21 protein-coding genes and 1 pseudogene are annotated in these 25750 nt (G+C 66.0%); 12 read left to right on the forward strand and 10 right to left on the reverse strand.

All coding sequences use genetic code 11. The features are described 5' to 3' along the window. Positions 1-175 precede the first annotated feature (175 nt). From Tchar_RS11305 to Tchar_RS11320, 4 genes are read right to left on the reverse strand one after another with little or no spacing between them, the layout of a single operon-like run. Positions 176-472, reverse strand: coding sequence for an EamA family transporter (locus Tchar_RS11305; RefSeq protein WP_144329117.1), 297 nt, complete (start codon positions 470-472; stop codon positions 176-178). 11 nt (positions 473-483) lie between these two features. Further along, positions 484-1299 (reverse strand): thymidylate synthase, encoded by an 816-nt coding sequence (locus tag Tchar_RS11310; RefSeq protein WP_144329118.1) that lies wholly within the window; start codon positions 1297-1299, stop codon positions 484-486. A gap of 9 nt (positions 1300-1308) precedes the next feature. After that, positions 1309-2742 (reverse strand): FAD-binding oxidoreductase, encoded by a 1434-nt coding sequence (locus Tchar_RS11315; protein WP_144329119.1) that lies wholly within the window; start codon positions 2740-2742, stop codon positions 1309-1311. 7 nt (positions 2743-2749) lie between these two features. After that, complete coding sequence (locus tag Tchar_RS11320; protein ID WP_144329120.1) at positions 2750-3187, reverse strand: DUF2069 domain-containing protein; 438 nt, start codon at positions 3185-3187, stop codon at positions 2750-2752. Between the two features lie 19 nt (positions 3188-3206). On the opposite strand from Tchar_RS11320, the gene Tchar_RS11325 reads away from it, so the two are divergent. Next, the gene (locus Tchar_RS11325) at positions 3207-4475 is read left to right on the forward strand and encodes a YihY family inner membrane protein (protein ID WP_144329121.1); all 1269 of its coding nucleotides are present in this window, start codon (positions 3207-3209) and stop codon (positions 4473-4475) included. Positions 4476-4575: 100 nt separating this feature from the next. On the opposite strand, the gene Tchar_RS11330 is transcribed toward Tchar_RS11325, so the two are convergent. The 3 genes from Tchar_RS11330 to Tchar_RS11340 are packed head-to-tail and all read right to left on the reverse strand — an operon-like array spanning position 4576 to position 8127. After that, a complete protein-coding gene (locus tag Tchar_RS11330) occupies positions 4576-5871 on the reverse strand; it encodes a cytochrome P450 (protein WP_408033596.1) in 1296 nt (431 codons plus the stop codon). Between the two features lie 43 nt (positions 5872-5914). Beyond that, entirely contained in the window at positions 5915-6742 is an 828-nt protein-coding gene (locus tag Tchar_RS11335; protein ID WP_144329122.1) for an alpha/beta fold hydrolase, read from the reverse strand. 17 nt (positions 6743-6759) lie between these two features. Further along, positions 6760-8127, reverse strand: coding sequence for an O-acetylhomoserine aminocarboxypropyltransferase (locus tag Tchar_RS11340; protein ID WP_144329123.1), 1368 nt, complete (start codon positions 8125-8127; stop codon positions 6760-6762). Positions 8128-8210: 83 nt separating this feature from the next. On the opposite strand from Tchar_RS11340, the gene Tchar_RS11345 reads away from it, so the two are divergent. The 4 genes from Tchar_RS11345 to Tchar_RS11360 are packed head-to-tail and all read left to right on the forward strand — an operon-like array spanning position 8211 to position 12706. Next, positions 8211-8702 (forward strand): CBS domain-containing protein, encoded by a 492-nt coding sequence (locus Tchar_RS11345; RefSeq protein WP_144329124.1) that lies wholly within the window; start codon positions 8211-8213, stop codon positions 8700-8702. After that, on the forward strand, positions 8699-10384 hold the full coding sequence (locus Tchar_RS11350; RefSeq protein WP_144329125.1) for a Na/Pi cotransporter family protein: 1686 nt from the start codon (positions 8699-8701) through the stop codon (positions 10382-10384). The genes Tchar_RS11345 and Tchar_RS11350 overlap by 4 nt, the downstream gene beginning before the upstream one ends. A gap of 7 nt (positions 10385-10391) precedes the next feature. Next, the gene (gene aroC / locus Tchar_RS11355) at positions 10392-11519 is read left to right on the forward strand and encodes a chorismate synthase (protein ID WP_144329126.1); all 1128 of its coding nucleotides are present in this window, start codon (positions 10392-10394) and stop codon (positions 11517-11519) included. After that, the gene (locus tag Tchar_RS11360) at positions 11516-12706 is read left to right on the forward strand and encodes an MFS transporter (protein WP_144329127.1); all 1191 of its coding nucleotides are present in this window, start codon (positions 11516-11518) and stop codon (positions 12704-12706) included. The genes aroC and Tchar_RS11360 overlap by 4 nt, the downstream gene beginning before the upstream one ends. Before the next feature lie 246 nt (positions 12707-12952). On the opposite strand, the gene Tchar_RS11365 is transcribed toward Tchar_RS11360, so the two are convergent. Continuing rightward, positions 12953-14410: a helix-turn-helix domain-containing protein gene (locus Tchar_RS11365; RefSeq protein WP_144329128.1), complete on the reverse strand. Its 1458-nt coding sequence runs from the start codon at positions 14408-14410 to the stop codon at positions 12953-12955. Positions 14411-14568: 158 nt separating this feature from the next. On the opposite strand from Tchar_RS11365, the pseudogene Tchar_RS11370 reads away from it, so the two are divergent. From Tchar_RS11370 to mmsB, 5 genes and pseudogenes are all read left to right on the forward strand, one after another. Next, positions 14569-16063, forward strand: a pseudogene (locus Tchar_RS11370) (CoA-acylating methylmalonate-semialdehyde dehydrogenase). 10 nt (positions 16064-16073) lie between these two features. Next, positions 16074-17237 carry an acyl-CoA dehydrogenase family protein gene (locus Tchar_RS11375; RefSeq protein WP_144329129.1) on the forward strand — a complete coding sequence of 388 codons (1164 nt, stop codon included), beginning with the start codon at positions 16074-16076 and terminating at the stop codon, positions 17235-17237. Continuing rightward, positions 17234-18034 (forward strand): enoyl-CoA hydratase, encoded by an 801-nt coding sequence (locus Tchar_RS11380; protein ID WP_144329130.1) that lies wholly within the window; start codon positions 17234-17236, stop codon positions 18032-18034. Before Tchar_RS11375 ends, Tchar_RS11380 begins: the two co-directional genes overlap by 4 nt. Then, positions 18031-19176: an enoyl-CoA hydratase/isomerase family protein gene (locus tag Tchar_RS11385; RefSeq protein WP_201739361.1), complete on the forward strand. Its 1146-nt coding sequence runs from the start codon at positions 18031-18033 to the stop codon at positions 19174-19176. Before Tchar_RS11380 ends, Tchar_RS11385 begins: the two co-directional genes overlap by 4 nt. A gap of 59 nt (positions 19177-19235) precedes the next feature. Continuing rightward, on the forward strand, positions 19236-20147 hold the full coding sequence (gene mmsB, locus Tchar_RS11390) for a 3-hydroxyisobutyrate dehydrogenase (protein ID WP_144329131.1): 912 nt from the start codon (positions 19236-19238) through the stop codon (positions 20145-20147). Positions 20148-20249: 102 nt separating this feature from the next. On the opposite strand, the gene metE is transcribed toward mmsB, so the two are convergent. Continuing rightward, positions 20250-22556 carry a 5-methyltetrahydropteroyltriglutamate--homocysteine S-methyltransferase gene (metE, locus tag Tchar_RS11395; protein ID WP_144329132.1) on the reverse strand — a complete coding sequence of 769 codons (2307 nt, stop codon included), beginning with the start codon at positions 22554-22556 and terminating at the stop codon, positions 20250-20252. A 102-nt stretch (positions 22557-22658) separates the two neighbouring features. On the opposite strand from metE, the gene Tchar_RS11400 reads away from it, so the two are divergent. Beyond that, on the forward strand, positions 22659-23579 hold the full coding sequence (locus Tchar_RS11400) for a LysR family transcriptional regulator (protein WP_144329137.1): 921 nt from the start codon (positions 22659-22661) through the stop codon (positions 23577-23579). Here Tchar_RS11400 and Tchar_RS11405 read toward each other — a convergent pair. Next, positions 23531-24985 carry a short-chain fatty acyl-CoA regulator family protein gene (locus Tchar_RS11405; protein WP_144329133.1) on the reverse strand — a complete coding sequence of 485 codons (1455 nt, stop codon included), beginning with the start codon at positions 24983-24985 and terminating at the stop codon, positions 23531-23533. The genes Tchar_RS11400 and Tchar_RS11405 overlap by 49 nt on opposite strands. A 103-nt stretch (positions 24986-25088) precedes the next feature. Between Tchar_RS11405 and Tchar_RS11410 the strand changes: the two genes are divergently transcribed. Then, positions 25089-25601: an acyl-CoA thioesterase gene (locus Tchar_RS11410; protein ID WP_144329134.1), complete on the forward strand. Its 513-nt coding sequence runs from the start codon at positions 25089-25091 to the stop codon at positions 25599-25601. The last annotated feature ends 149 nt before the right edge of the window (positions 25602-25750 follow it).

Consider the following 25750-nt stretch of genomic DNA (forward strand, 5'->3'; position numbering starts at 1 on the left):
TGTGCGTCGAGACGCACGAGACCTGGCTGGAGGACAGCCGTTACCTGAACATGACGCTCCTTTCGGAGCAGAAAAAGGAGGCGTTGAGACTGGCCGCCTGAAGCGGCCGCGCGCTGTCGTCATCGCTCCGGGCTACGCCCTCCGCGACAACGACAGCGCAAACAGGATCAACCAATTACCTGATCACCAATTTGCACAACTTGACGCACACAACTAAGATGGCCAGCGTGTGCCAGCCCAGCATGTTCGGTATCGCCAGGGTGACGATGGAGCGCCATTCGCTGCGCCGCGGGCGCAGCCGCACGCCACGCCAGCGGTAAAACGCATACAACCACAGGGCTCCACCGGTCATGGTGACGGCGCGGAAAAACAGCGGCGAGAGCTCCTGCAGCGACAGTTTCATCACCGGCCAGTTGACGCCCCACATGAGCGTCAGCGCGGCCAGCGCCAGGGCTTGGGTGCGCGAGAGCATCGAGGCCGCGCTCACACCGCCACCGGCGCCTTGATGGCGGGGTGGTGCTGGTAGTCCCGGAATTCGAAATCGTCGAATTCGTAGTCGAACAGGGTGGGTGGCCGGCGGCGGATGTGCAGCTGCGGGTAAGGGTAGGGTGCGCGCGACAGCTGCAGCCGCACCTGCTCGACGTGGTTGTCGTAGATGTGGCAGTCGCCGCCGGTCCAGATGAACTCACCGGGCTGCAGATCGCACTGCTGCGCCACCATGTGCGTCAGCAGCGCGTAGCTGGCGATGTTGAACGGCACGCCCAAGAAACAGTCGGCGCTGCGCTGGTAGAGTTGGCACGACAGCCGACCACCCGCCACGTAGAACTGAAACAGCGCGTGGCAGGGAGCCAGCGCCATCTGAGGCAGGTCGGCCACGTTCCAGGCGCTGACCACCATGCGACGCGAGTCGGGCTGGGTGCGCAGCAGGTGCAAGACCTCGCTGATCTGGTCGATGTGGCGCCCATCGGGGGTAGGCCATGCGCGCCACTGCACGCCGTAGATGGGGCCCAGGTCACCGTCGGCGCGCGCCCACTCGTCCCAAATAGTCACGCCGCGCTCCTGCAGCCAACGCACGTTGCGATCCCCGCGCAAAAACCACAGCAGCTCGTACACGATCGACTTGACGTGCAGTTTCTTGGTCGTGACGAGCGGAAACCCCTCGGCGAGATCGAAGCGCATCTGATAGCCGAACACGCTGCGCGTGCCGGTGCCGGTACGGTCCGACTTGGGCGCGCCGTGTTCGAACACGTGGCGCAAAAAATCCTCGTATTGGGTGCGGATGGGCCGGGTGCTGCTCATGGCATGGGATTATCCGCCAGCAGTCAGCACCCGTCCGGGGTTGAGCAGACCGCGCGGATCCAGGGCCTGTTTGAGGCGGCGCATCAGGTCCAACGCCACCGCGTCCTTGTAGCGCGGCAACAGGTCGGCCTTGAGGCCGCCGATGCCGTGCTCGGCACTGATCGAGCCGCCGTAGCGCCGCACGGTGTCGAACACCAGGGTGTTGATGGCCGCCTCGTGCGCGGCCAAAAAGGCGGCAGGGTCGGCGCCCGGCGGACATTGCACGTTGAAGTGCAAATTGCCGTCGCCCAGATGGCCAAAGTTGACCAAACGTGCGCCGGGCACCGCCTGCTGCAGCAGGGCCTCGGCTTCGGCGCAAAAGGCCGGGATGCGCGACACCGGCACGCTGATGTCGTGCTTGATGTTGAGTCCCTCTTGTGCTTGCGCCAGGGGGATGCTTTCGCGGATGTGCCACAGCGCTTGCGCTTGCGCAAGCGACTGGGCAACCACGGCGTCCAGCACGCTGCCGCGCGCGATGGCGTCGGCCAGTGTGGCGTGCAGCCGCTCACGGGCGTGTGCCTCACTTTCGCTGTCGCTGACCTCGAGCAACACCGCGTAGGGGGCGGCGTCGGGCAAAGGCGGGCGCAGCGCCGGGAAGTGCCGCGCCACCAGCTGCATGGCGAACGCATTCATGGCTTCGAAGCCGGTGAGCGCCGGCCCCAACGCCTGCTGCGCCAGACCCAACAGCGCCACGGCGGCTGCCAGCGACGGCACGGAGGCCCAAGCGGTCAGGCGCGCAGCCGGCTGGGGAAAGAGCTTGAGCACGGCGGCGGTGATGATGCCCAGCGTGCCTTCGCTGCCAATGAACAGGTGTCGCAGGTCATAGCCGGTGTTGTCCTTGCGCAGCGCGCTCAAGCCGTCCCAGATCTGGGCGTCGGCCGTGACCACCTCCAGGCCCAGACACAGATCACGCGCGTTGCCAAAGCGCAGCACTTGGGTGCCGCCAGCGTTGGTGGCCAAATTGCCGCCGATGGTGCAGCTGCCCTCCGACGCCAGGCTCAGCGGCAGCCACAGCCCGGCGGCCTGGGCCGCTTGCTGCGCGGCCTGCAGCACACAGCCGGCCTCCACCGTCAGGGTCAGGTTATCGACGTCGAGCGCGCGCACACGGTTCAAGCGCTGCAGACTCAGCACCACCTGGGTGCCGGAAGCGTTGGGTACACCACCCACCACCAAGCCGGTGTTGCCCCCTTGTGGCACGATCGGGACGTCATGGGCAGCGCACAGGCGCACCACGGCGGCCACTTCGGCCGTGTTGGCGGGACGCACCACGCAGCGGGCGCGGCCACGGTGGCGCCGCCGCCAGTCTTGCTCGTAAGCCACGAGGTCGGCGCCGTCGGCAGCCGTCAGTACGTGGGCCGGACCGACGGCAGCCCGCAAGGCGTCCAGCAAGGCGTCGCTTTCCATACTCAGGTCAGTCGGGGGTGGCGTCCGCGCCGAGGCGGCGTGCGTGGTGCAGGCGCAGTCGCACATGCAAGGCGCTGGCGGTGAACAGGCCCAGGCACAGTGCCACCTGCGCCCAGGCCAGCGTGGCCGACAAGCCCGCTTCGCTGGTGGCGCGCACCACGCCTTCGGTGAAATACAACCACACCAGCAGGCTCAGCCAGCGGTAGGTGTACATCCGCTGCCGCAGCAGTCCCGGCAGCGGCAGCGTCAGGGGCAGTACCTTCAGCGCCCACCACGAGCCGCCGGGCCGCAGCGGCGCCAGCCACAGCTCCCACGCCAGGCCCAGGGCGATGAGCACCAGCAGACAGCCCACCGCCAGCGCACGCGTGTAATGGGCCAGCCGCACAGCCGATGGGCTGGCCACTGGCCTACTCGGCGCGGCAGCGGGAGCGGACGAATCGTGCATGAGCTGGCATGATAGCGACATGAACGCTTTGCCACGCCGCCTGTGGGCTCGATGGCGCGATTTTCCCTGGCGTAACACCTACGTGACGCTGCGCGAACGTTTCGCGCACGACCGGCTGGCCTTGGCTGCCGGCAGTCTGGCCTTCACCACCTTCATTTCGCTGGTGCCGCTTTTGACGGTGGCGCTGGCGGTGTTTGCGGCCTTTCCCGCCTTCGGGCAGGTGGAGGCCCGACTGCAGCGCTGGATGATCGACAGTCTGGTGCCCGATCACATCGCGCGCCAGGTGTCGAAATATGTGTGGCAGTTTTCGGCCAAGGCGGCGCAGATTGGCTGGAGCGGGGCGCTGGTGCTGCTGGCCACGGCGCTGGCGCTGGTGCTGACGATTGACCGCCAGCTCAACGATATCTGGCGCGTGCGGCGGCGCCGTCCGCTGGCGCAGCGGGTGTTGATCTATTGGGCGTTGTTGACGCTGGGGCCCGTGGTGCTGGCAGTGGCCTTGAGCGCGAGTTCGTACGCGCTGTCGGCCGCGCGCGGCTGGTTGCCGCTGTGGCACGACGGCCTGCAGCTGGCGCTGGATGCGCTGGGGTTTGGCGCCGTCGTGGCGGGCATGACGGCGCTGTACCGCTACGTGCCCAATGCGCCGGTGCGCACCCGCCATGCGCTGGTGGGCGCGCTGTTCGTGTCGGTGGCGTTCGAGGCGGCCCAGCAGGCGCTGGGGTGGTATTTACGCACCGTGCCCACTTACTCGGCGGTCTACGGCGCCTTCGCGACCTTGCCCATTTTGCTGATCTGGCTTTATTTGCTGTGGTTGATCGTGCTGTTGGGGGCGGTGATCGTGGCGTATTTGCCCAGCCTGCTGGCTGGCATTGCCCGCCGTGGCGACACGCCCGGCTGGCCATTTCAGCTGGCGCTGGAGGTGCTGGCGCTGCTGCGTCAAGCCGCTCGGCAGACGCTGCCCGGATTACCAGTGGCGAAAATGGCGCGTGCCTTGCGGGTCGATCCGCTGCAGTTGGAAGAGCCCTTGCGCGCCTTGCAGGCACTGGGTTGGGTGGGCCAGCTCAGCGACGACGAGGGGCGCTGGGTGCTGTTGGTGGACCTGCATCAGCAGCCGGTGGCGGGACTGGCGCGGGCGCTGCTGTTGGCGCGCGAGCCGTCCACCGAGCCGATGTGGCAGGTGTTCGACTGGGAGCGTACCCCGGTGGCGACGGTATTGCCCGAGCTGCCCATGGCGAGTGCGCGCCTGGACACGGCCGGACCGGGCCGAAGCGCTGTCGATATGGCCCGATGAAAGCAGCGACCAACCCGGCTTGCCGCGCCGAACGGCTTGGCCCCGAGCCGTGTCCGGCCGGGTTGGGCTCGGGTGGGATGGCCAGCACCTCACCCCCGCTTCAAACGCGGAACGGGGCGCGCAAAAACCCTCGAAAACGCGCCCGCCCGCCGCGCACGGGGGGTGCGCTCAGGACATAGTTTGGAAACCGTGCCAAGAAGCGCCCGATGGCGACGCGGCCCTCCAAGCGCGCCAAGCTCAGGCCCGCGCATTGATGCACCCCGAAGCCGAAGGCCAGATGGCGGTTGTCGCGGCGGTCCAGGTCCAACCGCTCGGGGTCGGCGAAGACGGCCGGATCGCGGTTGGCCGCACCGATGCACAACGTCACCAGCGCTCCCGCTGGCAGCCGCACCCCGCCGACTTCGGTGTCGCGCAGCGCACGCCGATTGCCGAGCTGGTTGGACGACTCGAAGCGCAGGAACTCCTCGACGGCGGCCGGAATCTCGTCTTGCCGTTGTGGTTCGGCACGTACCTCATGCAGCCGCTGCAGCAGCCGCGCTTTCTCCTGCGGCCACTCGTGCAGACACACCAGGGCGTTGCCGATGAGGTTGGTGGTGGTTTCGTGGCCGGCGTTGAGCAAAAAGATGCAGTTGTGCAGCAGCTCGGTTTCGGTCAGGCGCTGACCGTCGCGCTCGCCCTGGATCAGCCGTGTCAGCACGTCGCGCTGCGGGTCGAGCGGGTGGCGGCGCCGGTCGGCAACGAGTCCGCGCAGATAGTCCAGCATCTCGCGCACCGCCGCTTCGCCGGCGGCTTGCTGCGTCGGCGTGAGCACCGGCTCCAGTGCCCCCAGGATGGCCAGCGACCAGCCACGCAGCGGACCGCGCTCGTCGTGCGGCACACCCAGCAGGTTGCCGATGATCTCCACCGGAATGGCGGCGGCGAAATCCTCGATCAGATCGCCGCCACCGCGCGCGGCAAGGCGGTCGAGCAGGCCGTCCACCAGCGCCACCAAACCCGGCTCCAACTCGGCGATGGCGCGTCGCGTCAATGCCCCCATGATGAGCTGCCGCACCCGGGTGTGCAGCGGCGGGTCATTGAAGACGAGGCTGGTGGTGTGGTGTTCGTACAGCGGCGAGGCGGTGCCGTACTTGGGCGCGAACTCGACGTGCTTGTCAGAACTGAAAGTGGCTGCATCGCGGTAGACGGCCACCAAATCGGCATGTCGGGTGAGGAACCAGCTGCCGTCCGGCATGGTGCGCACCGGGTCGCGTTCGCGCAACACGGCATAGACGGGATAGGGGTTGGCCAGAAAGTCCGGTGGCAGGCGGCGCAGGTCGAATTCGGCGGCGATGGCTTCGGCGCGCTCGCGCGTCATCGGCGGTGTGATCGATGCGGTGGTGACGATCGGAGCGCCCATGGCAGTGGTGGGTCGTCTGGCGTCGGGGTTGATCGCCGCTTGCTCAAACCCGCAGCGGCTGCAGTCCGCGCTGCAGCGCTTGCAGCACCCCGTCGGGGGCTTCGGCCATCAGCGCGTGACCGGCCGGCAGCTGGACCACGTCCACCGCAACGCCGGCGGCGCGCGCCCCGTCGATGAGTGGTTGGGCCGCTTTGGGCGGCGTCATTTGGTCGCGTGCCCCCAGGATGAATTGCACCGGACAGCGCAGCGCCCGCGCGGCTGCCTCACCCCCCTGGTAGCGGTCGCAGGCCAGAAAACCGCGGTGAAACACATTCACCTGCGCGTTGCTGGCCAGCACACGTTGCATCAGCGCCCGCGACGCTCCATACAACCAGGTGCCTGGTCCCAGCACCGACGGCGGCGGCGCCAGGGTCGAGTGGCTGTAAGTGTTGACCATGGCGATGGCCTTGTCGGGGGTGTGCAGCGACGCCTCCAGCAGCACGGGCGACACCCGCATCGGGTAGGCGGTACCAACCAACCCCAGGGCCCACACCCGCTCGGGCGCGGTGGCGGCGGCCTGCAGTGCGATCAGCGAGCCAAAACTGTGGCCCACCAGCGCGGCGCCCTCCAGGCCCATGCGGTCGAGCAGGCGGATGACGGTGCGGGTGGCGTCTTCCACGCTGGCCGGGGCGTCGCCGCCGCTGCGGCCATGACCGGGCAGGTCGATGGCCAGTACGTTGAAGCCATGGTGCGCGAAGTAGCGGCTCTGCAGGATCCACACGCTGTGGTCGTTGAGCACGCCATGGATGAACACCACGGTCGGGCGGCCCGGCTCGAATGCTTTGCCCCCGGTGTACGCATACAAAGGGGCGCCGTCGACGTCGATGTACATGGGGTTGCTCCCGGGGGTCATTGTCCGCGCGCCGCTGGCGCGGCGGCACTGGGTGCGTCCGGGGGACGGGGGCTATCGGCGGCCTTCTCCGCCGCCCTGAGCGCGCGTTTCAGATCGTCGATCAGATCGTCCGGGTCTTCCAGGCCGATGGACAGGCGGATGGTGCCGGGCCCGATGCCCGCGGCGGCCAAGGCCTCGTCGCTCATGCGAAAGTGCGTGGTGCTAGCCGGGTGGATGACCAGGCTGCGGCAGTCGCCCACGTTGGCCAGATGGCTGAACAGCTTGAGCGCTTCGATGAAGGCGCGTCCCTGCGCGCGCCCCCCTTTGAGGTCGAAGCTAAAAACGCTGCCGGCGCCGCGCGGCAACAGGCGTTGGGCCAGAGCGTGGCTGGGGTGGTCCGGCAGCGCGGGGTGGTGCACGCGCGCCACCAGCGGGTGCACCGCCAAAAATTCGACTACGCGCGCGGTGTTGGCGACGTGGCGGGCCATCCGCAGCGGCAGCGTCTCGATGCCCTGCAGGATCAGCCAGGCGGTGTGCGGGCTCATGCAGGCGCCGAAGTCGCGCAGCCCCTCGCGGCGTGCGCGCAGGGTGAAGGCCCCCACGGTCGATTCCTCGCTGAACACCATGCCATGAAAGCCAGCGTAAGGCTCGGTCAGCTCGGCGAAGCGCCCATCGCGTGCATGCGCCGCCTCCCAGTCGAAGCGGCCGCCGTCGACCAATACGCCGCCGATGACGGTGCCGTGGCCACTGAGAAATTTGGTGGCGGAGTGATACACCAGGTCGGCGCCGAGCGCAAGCGGCTGGATCAGCCAAGGTGTGGTCAGCGTCGAATCCACCAGCAGCGGCACGCCGGCGGCGTGGGCGATGTCGGCCACCGCCGGGATGTCGAGCACGTCCAGGCCGGGGTTGCCGACCGTTTCCCCAAAAAACAAGCGGGTTTCGGGCCGCACCGCGGCACGCCAGGCGTCCAGATCGCCCGCGGGCACGAAGGTGGTTTCGATGCCAAAGCGGCGCAGCGTGTGGTGCAGCAGGTTGTGGCTGCCGCCGTACAGAGCGCTGGAGGCGACGATGTGGCCACCGGCGCCCATCAGCGTGACGATGGCCAAGTGCAACGCAGCCTGCCCGCTGGCGGTGGCGATGCCAGCGATGCCGCCTTCCAGCGCCGCGATGCGCTGCTCCAGAACGGCGTTGGTGGGGTTACTGATGCGGCTGTAGACATGCCCGGCGCGCTCCAGATTGAACAGCGCGGCGGCTTGGTCGCTCGACTCGAACACGAACGACGTGGTCAGGTGGATGGGAACGGCGCGCGCCCCGGTGGCGGGGTCGGGGGCGGCACCCGCGTGCAGCGCCAGCGTGTCGAAGCCGGGATCGGCGTAACCGGGCATGGTGTCTCCTCGTGTTGTGGTCTATATTAGCGCCACACAGACCCCGCGGGCGGCGCCCGCGCGACAACAGGAGGCAGCGCACCATGAAAGTCCGTGACATTTTGCGCGTCAAAGGCGGCACGCTCTACACCGTGTCACCCGATGAGCCACTCAAGCGCGCCGTCGAAACGATGGCCCAGTTCGACATCGGCTCGCTGGCCGTCATGGAGTACGGTGAGCTGGTGGGTATGCTGACCTTTCGCGAAGTCATTGGCAGCATCGCGCGCAACGGCGGCACGGTGGGCGAGGTGACGGTGCGCTCGGTGATGGACGATCATCCGATGACCTGCACCCCCGAGACCGAGCTCGACGAGGTGCGCCCGATGATGCTGGAGCGCCACACGCGCTACATGCCGGTGATGGACAACCGCGTGCTCATGGGCGTGATCAGCTTTTATGACGTGGCCAAAGCCGTGGTGGAAATGCAGAGCTTCGAGAACAAGATGCTCAAGGCCTACATCCGTGATTGGCCCGAGGACGACGGCGCTGCGGCCACCTCTGCCACCGGTGGCGACAACGCGAGCGCGCCGCGGTGAACGAGACGGCCCTCGTCGTCGGCCTGCTGGGCGGCGTCGGCCTGTTTCTCCTGGGCATGGAATTGATGACCGACGGCCTGCGGATGGCCGCCGGTCCGGCCTTGGAGCGACTTTTGGCGGCCTCCACGCGCACGCGCTGGCGGGGACTGGCCGCCGGCGTGCTGGTGACCGCGTTGGTGCAGTCCTCCAGCGCGGTGACGGTGGCCACGATCGGTTTCGTCAACGCCGGTCTGCTGGCGCTGGGGCAGGCTCTGTGGGTGCTGTTTGGCGCCAACGTCGGCACCACGATGACCGGTTGGATCGTCGCGCTGCTGGGGTTCGGGTTCAAGATCGACGCCTTGGCGCTACCCTTGGTGGGGGTGGGTGTCCTTCTGCGCCTGAGCGGTCAGGGCACACGCCGCGCGGCATTGGGCTGGGCCTTGGCGGGGTTTGGTTTGCTGTTTCTGGGTATCGATTGGCTCAAGCACGCTTTCGACGGCGTGGCGCGGCAAATCGAGCTGCCGCCGGGCGGGCACTGGACGGCTGTGCTGGCCCAGCTGCTCATCGGGTTGGTGCTGACGGTGCTGATGCAAAGCTCGAGCGCATCTCTGACGGTGGCGCTCAGTGCCGCGCAAGCCGGTCTGATTTCGGCGCCGGGGGCGGCTGCCGTGGTCATCGGCGCCAACATCGGCACCACGGTGACGGCGGTGCTGGCCGCGCTGGGGGCCACCGCCAACGCCCGCCGTGCGGCGGCCGCCCATGTGCTGTTCAACGTTCTCACCGGCGCGGTGGCGCTGGCACTGCTGCCGTGGCTGGTGCAGCTGATCTTGGAGGCCAAGCGCTGGCTGGGGCTGGGCGAGGCTCCCGCGCTGACGGTGGCGCTGTTTCACACCACCTTCAACCTGATGGGGGTGGTATTGATGTGGCCGCTGGCCGATCGCCTGGGGGCTTGGTTGCAGACGCGTTTTCGCAGTGCGGAGGAGGACGAGGCGCGCCCGCGCCACCTCGACCCCACCGTGTTGGCCGTACCCACCCTCGCGCTGGATGCATTGCACGCCGAGCTGCAGCGCTTGCGTGCGTATGCGGCGCGCGCACTGCGCGGCGTGTTCGACTTGCCGCCATTGCGTGCCGGCGGTGCCGCAGCGCCAGCGCAGGCGGTGCGCGCCACGCTGGCCCACGACCGCGCGGTGGCGCACGCCCTGCAGCGCGCCGTGGCAGCGTTCGTCGTCGAGCTGCAGCGCTCGGCACTGTCGCGCGAGGTGGCTGACCGCTTGCCACTGCTGCTGCGCATGGCCCGGTATGCCGAGGTGGCGGTGGAGCAGGCCGACGAAGTGGCCGAAGCCCTGCAGCCCTGGGAGGCGCCACCGCCGGGGTTGCCGCAGTTGGAGCTGGCCGCGTTCGGCAAACGTGCGCTGGCCCTGATCGACGAGACCCAGGCCGCCAACGGCACCCCCGAGTCCGTGCAGCTCGCTGCCACCGAGGCCGAGGATGCCTACGCCGTGCTCAAAGCGGCGCTGCTGCGCGCCGGAGCCAGCGGCCAACTGGATATCGACGCCATGGACGCGGCGCTGCGTGCCGCCAGTGCGCTGCGCCGTGGTTTGCAGCAAGCGACCAAGGCCGCCCTGCTCGCGTTGGCGATGCAGGCACCGGCCGCGGCACAGTCGTCCGCGTCGCTGACCAGCAACGCCTCCCCTCTGGGATAATGCCGTCATGAGCGGCAACACCCTGGGCACCTTGTTTCGTGTCACCAACTTCGGCGAATCGCACGGACCGGCCATCGGTTGCGTGATCGATGGCTGTCCACCGGGGCTGGTGCTGTCCGAGGCCGACATCCAGCCCGAGCTCGACCGGCGCCGCCCCGGCAGCAGCAAATTCGTCACCCAGCGGCAAGAAGCCGACCGGGTGCAGATTTTGAGCGGTGTGTACCAGGGGCGCACCACTGGCACGCCGATTGCGCTGCTCATTGCCAACACCGATCAGCGCAGCCAGGACTACGGTGACATTGCGCAAACCTTTCGGCCGGGACACGCCGACTATGCCTACTGGCACAAGTACGGTATCCGCGATCCGCGCGGCGGGGGGCGTTCCTCCGCGCGCCTGACCGCTCCCACCGTCGCGGCCGGTGCCGTGGCGCGCAAATGGCTGCGCGAGCAGTACGGCACCGTCATTCGCGGCGCGCTGCTGCAAATCGGCACCGTCGAGGTGCCGTTCGAAGACTGGGCGCACGTCGATGCCAACCCGTTTTTCGCGCCGACGGCCGATGTCTCGGGCCTGGAGTCGTACTTGAGCGCGATCCGTAAAGCCGGGGACTCGGTGGGGGCCAAGCTGCGCGTGGTGGCACAAGGGGTGCCCGCCGGGCTGGGCGCGCCGATTTACGACCGGCTCGACGCCGACATCGCCCACGCCATGATGGGGCTCAACGCCGTCAAGGGGGTGGAAATTGGCGACGGCTTTGCCTGCGTGACGCAGCGCGGCAGCGAGCACGGCGACGCCATCACCCCCCACGGCTTTCTGTCCAACCACGCCGGCGGCGTCTTGGGTGGTATCAGCACCGGCCAGGATATCGTCGTCACCGTGGCCATCAAGCCGACCAGCTCGATTTTGGTGCCGCGACCTTCCATCGATACTGCCGGCGAGCCGACCGAGGTCATCACCAAAGGCCGTCATGACCCCTGCGTCGGCATCCGCGCCGTACCCATTACCGAGGCATTGCTGGCGCTGGTGCTGATGGATCATGCCCTGCGCCACCGCGCTCAGTGTGGCGACGTGCGGGTCACCCCAGGGCCCGTCGCGGCGCAGGCACCTACCGACGGACGGACGAACACGCCGTCGCCATGACGGGCGCAGCCGCTGCCCGCGCCGAGACGGTGGCGGACTGCAGACTGTGGCCGTTTGCGGCGCTGTCGGCGGGGTATTTCGCGCATATCGGTTTTTTCAACCCCTACCTGCCGCTTTGGCTGCAGTCGCTTGGCTACGGTTTGTGGGCCATCGGCATGCTGACCGCGTTGCAGTCGGCCACACGCGTATTCGCGCCCTACCTGTGGGGGTGGTTGAGCGATCGCAGCGGCGATCCGGTGCGCTGGTTGCGCCGGTGCGCGGGGGTGGCGCTGGTGGTGTCCTTGGGTTTATGGGGGGCACCGCAGCCGTGGTGGCTACCGCTGGTGCTGTCGCTCTTGTTCACGCACACCAGCGCCATGATGCCGTTGTCCGAGACGGCATTGGCTCATGCCGTCAGTGCCAGCGGCGGTTTCGACGCCCAGCGCTACGGACGCGTGCGGCTGTGGGGCTCCTTGGGTTTTTTGCTGACCGTGGTGCTGGCGGGTGCCTGGTTCGAACGCCACGGCCTAGGCAGTTTTCCCTTTTGGGCCAACGCCACCCTGGTGCTGGTGTTGCTGGCGGCGTGGGCCATGCCGCGCTGGCGCGACGCGCCGCACGCATCTGCATCCGTCGTTCCCCTGCGCTCGGTGCTGCGCCGGCCGCTGGTGGCGTGGTTTTTCGTCGCCCTGTTTTTACACGTACTGGCGCACGTCTTCATCTACATCTTTTTTTCGCTTTACCTGGATGCGCTGGGCTACGGCAAGCGGGTGATCGGCGCGCTGTGGGCCGCTGGCGTAGCGGTGGAGGTACTGTGGTTTTTCACCCAGGGCCGCTTCGTCGATCGGCTGTCGCTGCCCGGCTGGCTGGCGCTGGCGGCGGCGCTGGCCAGCGTGCGGCTGGCCGCCACGGCTTGGGCGGCACAGTGGTTGGCGGTGTTGGTGGCCGCGCAACTCTTGCATGCGCTGACCTTCGCCGCCCACCACACCGCCTGCATCAGCTTCATCAGCCGCCACTTTGCCGGGCCGCTGCGCGCCCGCGGGCAGGCGATGTATTCGCTCATCGGGTACGGGCTCTCGGGCGTGGTGGCCGGAGCGCTGGGGGGCTGGGTCAGCAGCGCCTACGGTCTGCGCGCGGTGTTCGTGGTCGCCACGCTGGTGGCCGTGGGCGCCACAGCGGCGGCGTGGCGCGTGCGCCAACTCGCGCAATAAATTGAAGCGATTCGACTGCATATTGGGTACGCGAATCACTCGGCTGGTGCAAACCGCGTATCGATGCATACTGTTGGAACATTTCGTTTATCCGGCGGATACGCGCGTCGTACCACAAAACACGATGGTAAAGGGTGGCTTATCGATCAACGGTTGTCTGGCTTATTGTGAAGCATGCCAAGATTGCCGCTATCGTACCCGCCTTGCTCATGAAGTCGATTTTGGTGATTCGTGTCTTGCAGACTGCTAATGGTCTGCAAAGCGATATGATATGAGCGACTCTTGGTGGGGTGTGTTCAATAGTTTTCTGTCTGCCGGCGGAAATGCTCTTTGAACACAATCTGTGCGAGGGCAGACGCGGCAACCGGGGCCTATCGGAACCACGGTGTGTGGACAGTTGAGGTCCAATCCATCGGCATAAACCAGCTCTCTGGCGTGTGACAGCTCGCAGCCCAGTCCGATGGCGAACCATTTACGTTGGCTGCGGTAACCACCGCCACCACGCGAGGTGGTGCGGGCGATGCCAAAGAAGCGGGTGCCATCGGGCATTTCCGCCACCTGGGTGAGGATCCGGCCCGGCTGCGCAAAAGCGTCGTGTATATGCCATAGCGGGCACGCGCCGCCATGGCGGGCAAAGTGAAAGGCAGTCGCACTTTGGCGCTTGGAGATATTACCGGCTTGGTCTACGCGTACGAAATAAAAGGGAACCCCCCGCGCTCCCGGTCGCTGGAGCGTGGATAATCGATGACACACCGTTTCGAAACTCACGTGAAAAAGAAGCTGCAATCGTTCGATATCGTAGCGAGCGTTCCGTGCAGACTCCAAGAACTCGGTGTAAGGTAGAATCACAGCCCCTGCAAAGTAGTGAGCGAAGCCCTGTCTTGCAAGGGCCCGTGTCGCGTCATCTGAAAAGCCGCCAGCTTCCACTTCGCTCTCTATCGTTTCCGCATGAGCCAGCAGCGCAAATTGTGTGGCGATTTGAAAGGCTTGTTGGGCGTCGCTCAAGCCTGGCCATATTCTTAGAACGCGACGCGCTTCGTCATATTCTCGCAACCACAGGCCATCGCTGTGCGCGGATAAAAATTCGACGCGTACGTTGCAGCGCTCCTGAAGTGCTTGGCATAGTGCATTGCTACGTTGGCCGGGTTTCAGAGCCAACTCTTTCGCAAAATCTTCTCCCAATCGATCAAGCTTGTCCAGGTAGTTGTTGCGACGATTGAAGTGATCACGCACTTCTTCGTGCGGCCATGGAACGGGAGCGCGGGCGGGTTCGGCGGCCGGCGCAATGTAGCCCTGTTGCCCATAGAACCGGTCGATGACCTCGCCGTAAGCCTCGTGCAGGCGCTGGTAGCGCTGATACAGGACGAGGAAGGTCTCAACCAACTCGGGCGCTTGTTCGACCAGACGGGCCAGCGTGGCTGGTTGCAGTGGCTGCGGGCGCAGCGTGCGGTCGTGCAGCGCGCAGTCCAGCTCAGCGATGAGGCGCCGGTCGTGTTCCTCGGAAAACTGGGTGACTTCCGTGCCGAAGGTGGCCGCCAGCTTCAGCAGAACCGAGGCAGTGACGGGCCGCTGGTTGTTTTCGATTTGGCTGAGGTAGCTCAGCGACAGATCCAGGCGCTGGGCGAGTTGCTGCAGCGTCCAGCCGGCCTGCTCGCGCAGGTGTCGCACACGTGCGCCGACGAACAGTTTGCGGGCCTCGGTCATTTCACAAAGTTTGCAAATACGCTCATTCTTTTGCGGAAAAATTTTCTGCTTAACCTTTTCACATCATGAGGTTGGCAGATATTGTGAAACATGCGTATAGATTATCTAACAACGGGTCGCGCTGTGTCAGCACGTCCTTTGCTGTGAGGAGACACTCGATGAGTAACCATCCGGTTGATATTCCCTTGTTCATCGATGGCGAGTTCGTCGCGTCGCGCAGTGCCGAGTACAGTGAGGTGGTCAATCCGGCGACGCAAGCGGTGCTGGCGCGCGTGCCCATGGCCACCCCCGATGAGGTGCAGGTGGCGGCGGCGCAGGCAGCGTTCAGTACTTGGCGCAAGACGCCCATCGGCGCGCGCGCGCCTCTTTTTACGCTATCAGCAGTTGATTCGTGAGCATTTGCCCGCGTTGGCCGCCACGCTGACGGCGGAGCAGGGCAAGACCCTGGCAGACGCCGAGGGCGACGTCTTCCGCGGCTTGGAAGTGGTGGAGCACGCGGCAGCCATCGGCAATTTGCAGTTGGGCGAGCTGGCCGAAAACGTGGCCAACGGCGTCGACACCTATACCCGTTTGCAGCCGCTTGGGGTGTGTGCCGGCATCACACCATTCAACTTCCCGGCCATGATTCCGCTATGGATGTTTCCCATGGCCATCGTTTGCGGCAACACCTTCGTGCTCAAGCCTTCGGAGCAGGATCCGATGGTGACGATGGAGCTGGTGCGATTGGCCGCTCAGGCCGGGATCCCCAAGGGGGTGCTCAATGTGGTGCACGGTGGCGCAGAGGTGGTCAATGCGCTGTGTGATCACCCGGCCATCAAAGCGATTTCCTTTGTGGGTTCTACGGCGGTGGGACGACAGGTATATCAGCGTGCCTCGCTGGCGGGCAAGCGAGTGCAATGCATGATGGGAGCCAAAAACCACGCCGTCGTGTTGCCCGATGCCCGCAAGCAGCCCACCATCGACGCACTGGTGGGGGCCGCCTTCGGCGCGGCGGGGCAGCGCTGCATGGCGGTGTCGGTGGTGGTGCTGGTCGGTGAGGCCCAGCGCTGGATTGCGGACATCGTGGCCAAGGCACGCACCCTGCGCGTGGGCCCCGGCCAGGACAACCCTGACTTGGGGCCGGTAATCACACGCAAGGCCCGTCAACGCATCGAGGCGCTGATCGCTCAGGGCGTGGAGGAGGGGGCAACGCTGGAGCTGGATGGCCGGCTGCCGGCCTTGCCCGGTCATGCCGCCGAGGGCAATTTCATCGGGCCGACGATTTTTTCCGGCGTTCGTCCTGGCATGGCGATCTACGAGCAGGAGATCTTCGGTCCGGTGCTGTGCATCATGGCCGCCGATTCGCTCGATGAGGCCATCGCCATCGTCAACGCCAACCCCAACGGCAACGGAACGGCCATTTTCACGCAGTCGGGTGCGGCTGCGCGGCGATTCGAGTTGGACATCGACGTGGGACAAGTCGGCATCAATGTGCCCATTCCGGTGCCTGCACCGATGTTTTCGTTCACGGGCACACGCGCCTCAAAGCTGGGCGACTTGGGGCCCTACGGCAAACAAGCGGTGCTGTTTTACACCCAGACCAAAACCGTGACCGCGCGCTGGTTCGATGACGATGTCTCCAGTGGCGTCAACACCACGATTCGTTTGCGTTGAGAGTCAGGCCATGGACTTCGGGTTGAGCGAAGAGCAGCGTGCCATCTGGCAAAGCGCCCATGACTTCGCCAGTCGGGAGTGGGCGCCGCACGCAGCCAAATGGGATGAGCAGGGCCACTTTCCCCGTGACGCCATCGAGCGCGCCGGCCAGCTCGGTTTTTGTGGCTTGTACGCGGATGAGGCGCTGGGCGGGGTGGGGCTGTCGAGGTTGGACGCCACCTTGGTGTTTGAGGCTTTGGCCACTGCCTGTCCCTCCACGGCGGCTTACCTCTCGATACACAACATGGCTACGGCCATCGTGGCCCGCCATGCACAGCCCGCCGTGGCCCAGCAGTGGGTGCCGCGCTTGGCGAGCGGGCAGGCATTGGCCTCCTACTGCCTGACCGAGCCCGACGCGGGTTCAGACGCGGCGGCCTTGCGCACCCAGGCCCGCCGCAGCGGCAGCAACTACTGCCTGAGCGGCAGTAAGATGTTTATTTCAGGGGCGGGGGCGTCGGACGTGTTGGTGGTGATGGCGCGCACCGGCGGTCCGGGCGCAGACGGGATCTCGGCGTTCCTGGTGCCTGCCGACAGCCCAGGCATCCATTTTGGCCCCAAGGAGCGCAAGCTGGGTTGGAACAGCCAGCCCACGCGCGCCATCGCCTTCGAAGATGTACTCGTACCCGAGAACCATCGCCTGGGTGCCGAGGGGCATGGGTTTCGCATCGCTCTACAAGGTCTCGACGGTGGACGGGTAAACATCGCGGCCTGCTCATTGGGTGCAGCCTATGCGGCGTGGCTGGCGGCACAAAACTACGTGCAGCAGCGCAGCCAGTTCGGTCGCCCGCTGGCGAGTCAACAGGCCTTGCAGTTTCGTTTGGCTGACATGGCCACGGCGCTGCACGCGGCCCGCCTGGTGGTGCGGCAGGCTGCCGCCAAGCTTGATGAGGGGGCGCCCGATGCCACGATGTACTGCGCCATGGCCAAGCGCTTGGCCACCGATGTGGGGTTCGAGGTGTGCAATCAGGCCCTGCAGTTGCATGGCGGCTATGGCTGCACGCGCGATTTTCCGCTGGAGCGTCTGCTGCGCGATGCGCGCGTGCACCAAATCGTCGAAGGCACCAATGAAATCATGCGCGTGATCGTTGCACGCCACCTCTTGCAATCCCCCGCCATTCTGGAGCCCACTGCATGAACGCATCGCATTACCCAGGGCTGCGTGTGCAACGCCAAGGCGCCACCGCAGTCATCACCCTGTCCAACCCGCCCGCTCACACGTGGACGCCCGAAAGCTTGGCCGCTTTGGCGCAAGTGGTCAGTGACTTGCGCGAAGATCGCAGCGTTCGTGCGCTGGTGCTCATCGGTGAGGGCGACAAGTTTTTCAGCGCTGGCGCCGACTTGAGGCAATTCACGCCCCACGATGACGGCGCCGACAAAGCGGTCGCCGCCACGATGGCGGCCCGTTTTGGGCAGGCGTTCGAAGCCCTGGCCGATTTTCCTGGCGTCACCATCGCCGCCATCAACGGCTATGCCATGGGCGGTGGGCTGGAGTGTGCGCTGGCGTGCGATTTTCGCATTGCCGAGGCCCACGCCGTCATGGCTCTGCCAGAGGCCAGCGTGGGCCTGCTGCCGTGCGCGGGCGGTACCCAGTGGCTGGCATGGATGGTGGGAGAAAGCTGGGCCAAGCGGCTGATTTTGTTGGGCGAGCGGCTCGACGCCGAGACCGCGCAACGCATAGGCCTGGTCGATGCGGTGGTGCCGCGTGGCCAAGGGTTGAGTACCGCGCTGGAGTGGGCGCAGCGGGTGCTGCGGCAGAGCCCAGCCGCGGTGCGGGCTTGCAAACGCCTGATCCAAGCGGCCCGTGGGCTGCCGCCGCGGCACACGCTGCCTGCCGAGCGCGAGGCATTCGTGGCCTTGTTCGACGGAGCCGACCGGGCCGAGGGCGTGCGCGCCTTCTTGGACAAGCGTTCACCGCAATGGAGTGACGCATGAGTGCGCCGCTGTGCACTGCAGACGTGGTGTTTACTACGCTACACACCGCCAGCGGACGCAGGTTCGAGCGCATCACGCTCAACGCGCCGAAAAGCTTGAACGCGCTGGCACTGTCCATGGTTGATGCCATCGCCGAGCGCCTGCGTGCGTGGGCCGCGGATCCCGACGTCGCGGGCATTTGGTTGGACGGGGCAGGCCCTAAAGCGTTTTGCGCCGGGGGCGACGTGGTGGCGCTGTACCATGACATCCGCGCGACGCTCGCCGGACAAGTGCCGGCGCTGGCGGCGGCGTTTTTCGAGCGCGAGTATCGGCTCGACTACCTCATTCACACGTATCCCAAGCCCGTGTTGTGCTGGGCACATGGCCATGTGATGGGCGGCGGCATCGGTCTGATGGCAGGTGCATCGCATCGGGTGGTCACCACCGACGCCCGCTTGGCCATGCCAGAGGTCTCGATCGGCCTGTACCCAGACGTGGGTGGCAGCTGGCTGCTCGGACGGCTGCCTGCCGGACTGGGCGCGTTTTTGTCTGCTACTGGGGCGCCACTGAATGCCACCGACGCGCGGCTGGCCGGACTGGCCGATTGGATTTTGCCGCCTGATAGCCGTGACGGGGTACTGGAAGCCGTGATTCGCGCCCACTGGAGTGGCGATGCTGCCACCGACCGCAGACGCTTGAGTGCCTTGCTGCACGGGTTCGACCACAAAGCCGAGCACCGTAACCAGTGGCCACCGTCGCGTCTGCTCGCGCACGCGCAGCGACTGGCCGATGTGATGGCGCAGGACGATTGGCTTGTTCGTGCGCGTCACTTGCTGGCGTTGACCAACGATCCCGATCCATGGCTGGCGCAGGCTGCGCGGACCTTCGCTGCCGGCTCGCCCACGTCGGCCGCTCTGGGCTGGGAAATGCAGCGGCGGGCCAAACACCTTTCGCTGGCGGACGTGTTTCGGCTGGAGTGGCAAGCGTCCGTGGGCTGTTGTATGTATCCAGACTTCGCTGAAGGCGTGCGTGCTTTGCTGGTGGACAAAGACCGCTGTCCCCGCTGGCAGCCGCAAACGATCGACGCCGTCACACCCGAATGGATCGACGCGCACCTGCGGCCATGGCACACCGGGCCGCACCCTTTGGCTGACTTGACCTGACGCCCGGCACCCCTGATTTGGGATGCCGTTCCTTGCCTCGCGTACGAAAGGAGATCACCATGACTGAAACCACACGCGTTGCCTTTTTTGGCCTGGGCCACATGGGCGGCCCGATGGCGCTCAACCTGCACCGTGCGGGTCTGGCTGTGCGTGGGTTCGACCCCAGTGAAGCAGCCTGTTCGGCTGCGCGGGGTGCCGGCTTACCTGTCGCCGCGAGTGCGGAAGAGGTCCTGGCCGACGCGCAGGTGGTGATTTCGATGCTGCCAGCCAGCCGACACGTCGAACGCCTTTACCTGGGCGATGATGATGCCCCCGGTTTGTTGAACAGGCTACCGCCTGGCACATTGATACTCGATTGCAGCACGATTGCGCCGGCCAGCGCCCAGCGGGTCGCGCAAGCGGCGGCAGCACGCGGTCTGGCGATGCTCGATGCGCCGGTTTCGGGCGGCGTGGCCGGTGCCCAGGCGGGCACGCTCACCTTCATCGTCGGCGGCGACGCGGCAGCCCTGGAGCGCGCCCGACCGGTGTTGCAATGCATGGGCAAACACATTTTTCACATGGGGCGCAACGGTGCCGGACAGGTGGCCAAACTGTGCAACAACATGGCGCTGGGCGTCATCATGGCGGTGACGGCCGAAGCGCTGGCGCTGGGAGCCGCCCATGGACTCGATCCCAAGGCGTTGTCACAAATGATGGCGGTCAGCACTGGGCGCAGTTGGGCCACGGAAGTGTGCAACCCCTGGCCAGGAGTCCTTGAAGCGGCGCCAGCGACACGGGGCTACCAAGGCGGATTTGCCAATGACTTGATGCTCAAAGACCTAGGTCTGGCCGTCGAAGCGGGGCTAAACGTGGGGGCGATCACCCCACTGGGCGAACTGGCGCGCAATCTCTACGCCCTCAACAGCGCCGCCGGACGCGGCGGGCTGGATTTTTCCAGTGTGCTGCAGCTGCTGCGGCGTGGCAGCCCTTGAAAGGGGGCTTCATTTGGCCCGGCCTCCGGTCGTAGCGGGGGGCGATGCGCCGCCAGCCCCGCGTCTGGAAAATAGAACGCCAGACCTCAATGGTCTGGGCGATCAACGCTGCCCGTTGGGCGCCTCCTGCGCTCGCAGCGCCTGTGCAGCCGCCACCATCTCGCGCAGTGCCGGAATGACTTCTGACCACTGGCGGGTCTTGAGCCCGCAGTCCGGGTTGACCCACAACCGATCGATGGGAATGCGCTCGGCGGCTTTGCGCAGCAGCGCTTCGATGGCGTGGCGCGTTGGGATGTTGGGCGAGTGAATGTCGTACACGCCCGGGCCGATTTCGTTCGGGTAGTCGAAATGCTCGAAAGCTTGCAGCAGCTCCATGTCCGAGCGCGAGGTTTCGATGGTGATGACGTCCGCATCGAGCGCCGCGATGCTGTCGATGATGTCGTTGAATTCGGAGTAGCACATGTGGGTGTGGATTTGGGTGTCGTCACGTACGCCGTTGGCCGCGATTTGAAAACACGCCACCGCCCACTGCAGGTAGGCAGCCCGCTCGGCCCGGCGCAGGGGCAATCCTTCACGCAGCGCCGGTTCGTCGATCTGGATGACGGCGATGCCGGCGCGCTCGAGGTCGAGCACCTCCTCACGGATCGCGAGCGCCAACTGCCGGCAGGTTTGCTCGCGTGGCTGATCGTCGCGCACGAACGACCAGTTCAGCATCGTCACCGGCCCGGTGAGCATGCCTTTCATCGGGCGCTTGGTCAGCGACTGGGCGTAGGTGATCCACTGCACCGTCATCGGGTGCGGGCGGCGCACGTCGCCAAACAAGATAGGCGGCTTGACGCAGCGCGAACCGTACGATTGCACCCAACCGTGGCGGCTAAAAACGTAGCCTTCGAGCTGTTCGCCGAAGTACTCGACCATGTCGTTGCGCTCGGCCTCGCCGTGGACCAGCACGTCGATGCCCAGGGCCTCTTGCTCGCGCACGGCGCGCTCGATTTCGCGCTTCATCGCGGCCTCGTAGGCGGCCGTATCCAGACGCCCCGCCTTGTACTCGGCGCGGGCATGGCGTATTTCAGCCGTCTGGGGGAAGGAGCCGATGGTGGTGGTGGGCAACAGCGGCAGACCCAGGCGTTGGCGTTGCGCCTGCGCGCGCACTGGGTAGGGCTGCTGGCGGCGCTGCATCTCGGGGGTGAGGTTGGCCAGCGCCGTGCGCACCGCTGGCTGGGTGACGCGCGGCGAGCTGCGGCGCGCGGCCAAGGCAGCGGCATTGGCTTGCAGAGCATCGCGCACCGTTTGCCGCCCATGGTTGAGGGCTTGCGCCAGTATACATAGCTCGTCCATCTTTTGGCGCGCGAAAGCCAGCCACGGGCGCACTTCGGGGTCGATGTCGTCCTCAAGGCGCAGGTCCACCGGCACGTGCAACAACGAGCACGAGGGCGCCAGCCAAAGCCGCTCGCCCAGCCGCTCGGCGATCGGCTCCAGCCAGTCCAGGGCGGCGTTGAGGTCGGTAGCCCAGATGTTGCGTCCGTCGATGACGCCCAGCGACAGCACCTTGTGCGCCGGCAGCAGGTTGAGGACCGCGGCGACATCATCGCGGCCGCGCACGGCGTCGATGTGCAGCCCTGCGACGGGCAAGTTGACTGCGAGGTAAGCGTTGTCTTGCAGGGCTCCGAAGTAAGTGGCCAGCAGGATCTGGACGCGGCAGGCTTTGAGCTGGTGGTAGGCCAGGTTATAGGCATGTTGCCAGCGCTCGTCCACATCGGTCACGAGCAGGGGCTCGTCGATTTGCACCCAGGTGGCGCCGGCCGCCGCCAGTCGCTCCAGGCATTGGGCATAGGCTGGCAGCAGACGCGGCAGCAGCGCCAGTGGGTCGGAACCGTCTTTGGCTTTGCCCAGGGCCAGATACGTGACGGGGCCCAGCAGCACCGGCTTGCCGCGCACGCCCAAGGCTTGCGCCTGCTGCCACTGCGCCAGCAGGGGTTCAGCGTTCAGGGTGAACGTGGTGTCGGCGTCGAATTCGGGCACGATGTAGTGGTAGTTGGTGTCGAACCATTTGGTCATTTCGGCGGCGGCCACGCCCGGGGCACCGCCTTGACGCTCCGCCTGCGGCGCGGTGCGCCCGCGCGCCACCCGAAACAACTTGTCCAGCGGGTCACCCGCCCAGTCCTGCACCCGACGCGGCCAGTGACCCAGCCAGGCGCTGGTGTCGAGCACGTGGTCATAGAACGAAAAATCGCCCACGGGAGCCCAATCGAGCCCAGCCTGATCGGCCCAATGGCGCGCGCGCAGCATCGCGCCCGTCTCGCGCAGCGCTTCCAAGGTGCTGTCGCCGCGCCAGTACGCCTCCAGCGCAAATTTCAACTCGCGCTGCGCGCCCATGCGTGGGTAACCCAAATTGTGGGTGGTGATCATGCAAAACCTCCGGTGAATGTTGACGAGCAGCGATTCTGGAGACGCTTTCATGTGAAGTAAAATGGTCTTTTATCACATATTCATGAATTGAGTTCATCATTTGTGCTGCAACGTATCCACCTGTCGATCCTGCGTGAGGTTCAAACCCGTGGGTCGCTGACTGCGGCGGCCGACGCGCTGTGCTTGACACAATCGGCGCTCAGCCATGCGATTCACAAGCTCGAAGAGCAGCTCGGCGTCGCTTTATGGCAACGCGAGGGGCGCCGTTTGCGGCTGACGCAGGCGGGGCAGTTTTTGTTGGGGGTGGCCCAGCGGGTCTTGCCTCAGTTGGAGCAGGCCGAGCAGCGCCTGCGCCAATACGCGCAAGGCGAGCGCGGCGCGCTGCGCATCGGCATGGAATGCCATCCGTGCTACCAGTGGCTCTTGGGGGTGGTCCGCCCCTATTTGGCGGCGTGGCCCGACGTGGACGTGGACGTGCGGCAAAAATTTCAGTTCGGTGGCTTGGGGGCGCTGTTGGATCACGAAATCGACCTGCTGGTGACACCCGACCCCGTTCCGCGCGCAGGTTTGCACTGGGAGCCGGTGTTCGACTACGAGCAGGTGTTGGTGGTGGCTGCCCAGCATCGGCTGGCTGACAAGCCTTACGTGCGTCCGCACGATCTGGCCGATGAGACGCTCTTCACCTACCCGGTCAGCGTCGATCGCCTGGACATTTTCGCGCTGTTTTTGCTGCCCGCTGGCGTGCGGCCAAAGCGGCACAAAACCATCGAGACCACCGATATTTTGCTGCACACGGTGGCAGCCGGGCGTGGCGTGACGGCACTGCCGCGCTGGCTGGTGGAGGCGTACCAAGACCGCCTTGGCGTGCGCGCCGTGCGCCTGGGCGCGCAGGGGCTGCCCAAACGGATTTTTCTGGGCGTGCGGCAGGCCGACCTGACGATCGACTACGTGCGCGGTTTTATCCAGATGGCGCGTCAGCCCTCGGCTCGCAACGCCGAGGGATGGCCGGATGCATCCGGCTGAGCAGACGCCTTGGCGCCATAAGGCGCGAAACGGCTTACGTTTTCATCGATGTCCAGTGGCTTGCCGACGTACGGAAAGGCGCGCTGTGGGCAAGCCGGGCGCTCGCACACCTTGCAGCCCATCCCAATCGGAACGACGACTTCCGGTGTTTGCAAATTGAGGTCGCGGGCATAAACCAACTGGGCAGCGTGTTGCCAGTCGCACCCCAAGCCGACGGCAAACGTTTGGCGTGGCAAACCAAAGCCCGCCGGCCCGCGGGTGACGGTGCGGGCAATCCAGAAGTAGGTGCGCCCATCGGGCATGCGCGCCAGCTGGCGCACGATGCGGCCCGGTCGCTCGAAGGCGTCGTACACGCACCACAGCGGGCAGGTGCCACCGGTGCGGCTAAAGTGAAAATGCGTAGCGGACTGACGTTTGGAGATGTTGCCGGCACGATCGACCCGGATGAAGAAAAAGGGCACCCCCGGTGAGTCGGCGCGTTGCAGCGTGCTCAGGCGGTGGCACACGGTCTCGAAGCCGACGCCGAAGCGCTGTGCCAGCACGTCGATGTCGTGTCGCTGAGCGTGTGCTTCGTGCAAGAAAGCCCGATAGGGGAGTAGCCACGCCCCTGCGAAGTAGTTGGCCAAGCCGATGCGCGCCAGCCGCAGTGCGGCGGGATCGGCCCGTAACGCCGCATCATCGATGGCCTCGTCGATCAGATTGCCAAAAGCCAACAGTGCCCACTGGGTGGCCAGCTGAAACGCCTGTTGGGCCGGAGCCAGCGTTGCCGACAGCCACAAGGTGCGAGAGGCGGCATCGAAGCGGCGTTTGTGCTGCGCGTCCTCGGTGTGCAAAACGACGTGAACACCGAGCTGCTGGAGTTGCTGCACCAACCAAGGCACCCGATCCGAAGTGCTTGCGGCAAGCGCGGCCCAGTGTTCGGCGGCCCGGTCGAGGGCATCGAAATGGTTGCGGTGGGCGTAGAAGAAATCCCGCACCTTCTCGAAAGGAGCGATACCGGTTTCGCTGACGCGATCGTCGCCGAGGCGCAGGGTCAATGCTTCCAGTTGCTGATGCTGAACCTGTTTTTGCCGCCCCAAGGCAACGATGGCGCGCGCTACCGTGGGCAAGCGTTCGACCAGCTCCCGTACTTCGGGTAGGGAGACCGGCTCCGGTGCCTCAGCCAATGCGAGTTGCGTGGCGGCTACGAGGCGCGCTTGCTCATCGTCCGACAGTTGCTGGACATCCACCCCCAGCACCCGACTGATACGCAACAGCACCGGCACCGTCAGGGGGCGTTGATTCTTCTCTAGTTGGTTCAGGTAGCTTGGCGACAGACCCAGAGCGCGCGCCATGGCCACCTGGGTCCAGCCGCGTTCGCTGCGCAGGCGGCGCAGCCGTGCCCCTAAAAATATCTTGCGTCCCATGGGTCGTATTCGCAAAATTTGCAAAAAGCGTGGTCGCTGACTCGCTATCTTTCGCCATTTTAGGGGTTGTGGGCGGTTGGTTGATGCGCAAAGATTGCGAATCATGAAGCCGCACGACTCCGAAGTTTCCGCCACACCGCTCACCGGGGCATCGGTGCAGGCCCACGCCGCGGATGTCGCGGCTACTGCTTGGCCGCCGCTGGACCGGTTGCGCCAAACCGAGTTGGTGCGCCCTGGCCAGGCCAATCACTACGGTACGTTGTTCGGCGCCGAGGGCTTGGCCATGCTGGGCAAGGCAGCCTACGCGGTGGCCGCCAGATTCACCGGTCAAGCCGTGGTGATGGCTGCGGCATCGGACATCGTGTTCCAGCGCCCGGTTCCAGTGGGTTCGCTGATTCATATCGATGCCCAGGTGGTGCGCATCGGGCGCACGTCGCTGACCGTGCGCGTGAGCGTGCGCCTGGACGCGGCGCCTGGTACCCAAGCGCCCGAGGCATTACAAGGGCGCTTTGAGATGGTGACCGTCGATGCGCAGGGGCGCCCGACGCCCCTGCGTTCCCGTTCGTCGTCCAGCGTGCTGGGCGCGCCACCAGGGATGGCGGCATGGACCGAGTGAGGGAATGCCCGCGTTGATCTATGGCGGTATCAAGCACCAAGTGCAACGGTGGAATCACTGAAGGGAGTGGCTGGTTTGGGTGACCTTCTCCAGCATGGCCTGGTAGACGGCGATCGGGGGGTAGAAGCCGTGGATGGCGCGCGGGCGGT

It is taken from the genome of Tepidimonas charontis, from assembly GCF_007556685.1.
GTDB lineage: Bacteria > Pseudomonadota > Gammaproteobacteria > Burkholderiales > Burkholderiaceae_C > Tepidimonas > Tepidimonas charontis.

What these genes read in the sequence shown, in the direction of transcription:
- Tchar_RS11305 (WP_144329117.1), bottom strand. Translation starts at nt 472, where the DNA reads ATGCTCTCGCGCACCCAAGCCCTGGCGCTGGCCGCGCTGACGCTCATG.
- Tchar_RS11310 (WP_144329118.1), bottom strand. Translation starts at nt 1,299, where the DNA reads ATGAGCAGCACCCGGCCCATCCGCACCCAATACGAGGATTTTTTGCGC.
- Tchar_RS11315 (WP_144329119.1), bottom strand. Translation starts at nt 2,742, where the DNA reads ATGGAAAGCGACGCCTTGCTGGACGCCTTGCGGGCTGCCGTCGGTCCG.
- Tchar_RS11320 (WP_144329120.1), bottom strand. Translation starts at nt 3,187, where the DNA reads ATGCACGATTCGTCCGCTCCCGCTGCCGCGCCGAGTAGGCCAGTGGCC.
- Tchar_RS11325 (WP_144329121.1), top strand. Translation starts at nt 3,207, where the DNA reads ATGAACGCTTTGCCACGCCGCCTGTGGGCTCGATGGCGCGATTTTCCC.
- Tchar_RS11330 (WP_408033596.1), bottom strand. Translation starts at nt 5,871, where the DNA reads ATGGGCGCTCCGATCGTCACCACCGCATCGATCACACCGCCGATGACG.
- Tchar_RS11335 (WP_144329122.1), bottom strand. Translation starts at nt 6,742, where the DNA reads ATGTACATCGACGTCGACGGCGCCCCTTTGTATGCGTACACCGGGGGC.
- Tchar_RS11340 (WP_144329123.1), bottom strand. Translation starts at nt 8,127, where the DNA reads ATGCCCGGTTACGCCGATCCCGGCTTCGACACGCTGGCGCTGCACGCG.
- Tchar_RS11345 (WP_144329124.1), top strand. Translation starts at nt 8,211, where the DNA reads ATGAAAGTCCGTGACATTTTGCGCGTCAAAGGCGGCACGCTCTACACC.
- aroC (WP_144329126.1), top strand. Translation starts at nt 10,392, where the DNA reads ATGAGCGGCAACACCCTGGGCACCTTGTTTCGTGTCACCAACTTCGGC.
- Tchar_RS11360 (WP_144329127.1), top strand. Translation starts at nt 11,516, where the DNA reads ATGACGGGCGCAGCCGCTGCCCGCGCCGAGACGGTGGCGGACTGCAGA.
- Tchar_RS11365 (WP_144329128.1), bottom strand. Translation starts at nt 14,410, where the DNA reads ATGACCGAGGCCCGCAAACTGTTCGTCGGCGCACGTGTGCGACACCTG.
- Tchar_RS11375 (WP_144329129.1), top strand. Translation starts at nt 16,074, where the DNA reads ATGGACTTCGGGTTGAGCGAAGAGCAGCGTGCCATCTGGCAAAGCGCC.
- Tchar_RS11380 (WP_144329130.1), top strand. Translation starts at nt 17,234, where the DNA reads ATGAACGCATCGCATTACCCAGGGCTGCGTGTGCAACGCCAAGGCGCC.
- Tchar_RS11385 (WP_201739361.1), top strand. Translation starts at nt 18,031, where the DNA reads ATGAGTGCGCCGCTGTGCACTGCAGACGTGGTGTTTACTACGCTACAC.
- mmsB (WP_144329131.1), top strand. Translation starts at nt 19,236, where the DNA reads ATGACTGAAACCACACGCGTTGCCTTTTTTGGCCTGGGCCACATGGGC.
- metE (WP_144329132.1), bottom strand. Translation starts at nt 22,556, where the DNA reads ATGATCACCACCCACAATTTGGGTTACCCACGCATGGGCGCGCAGCGC.
- Tchar_RS11405 (WP_144329133.1), bottom strand. Translation starts at nt 24,985, where the DNA reads ATGGGACGCAAGATATTTTTAGGGGCACGGCTGCGCCGCCTGCGCAGC.
- Tchar_RS11410 (WP_144329134.1), top strand. Translation starts at nt 25,089, where the DNA reads ATGAAGCCGCACGACTCCGAAGTTTCCGCCACACCGCTCACCGGGGCA.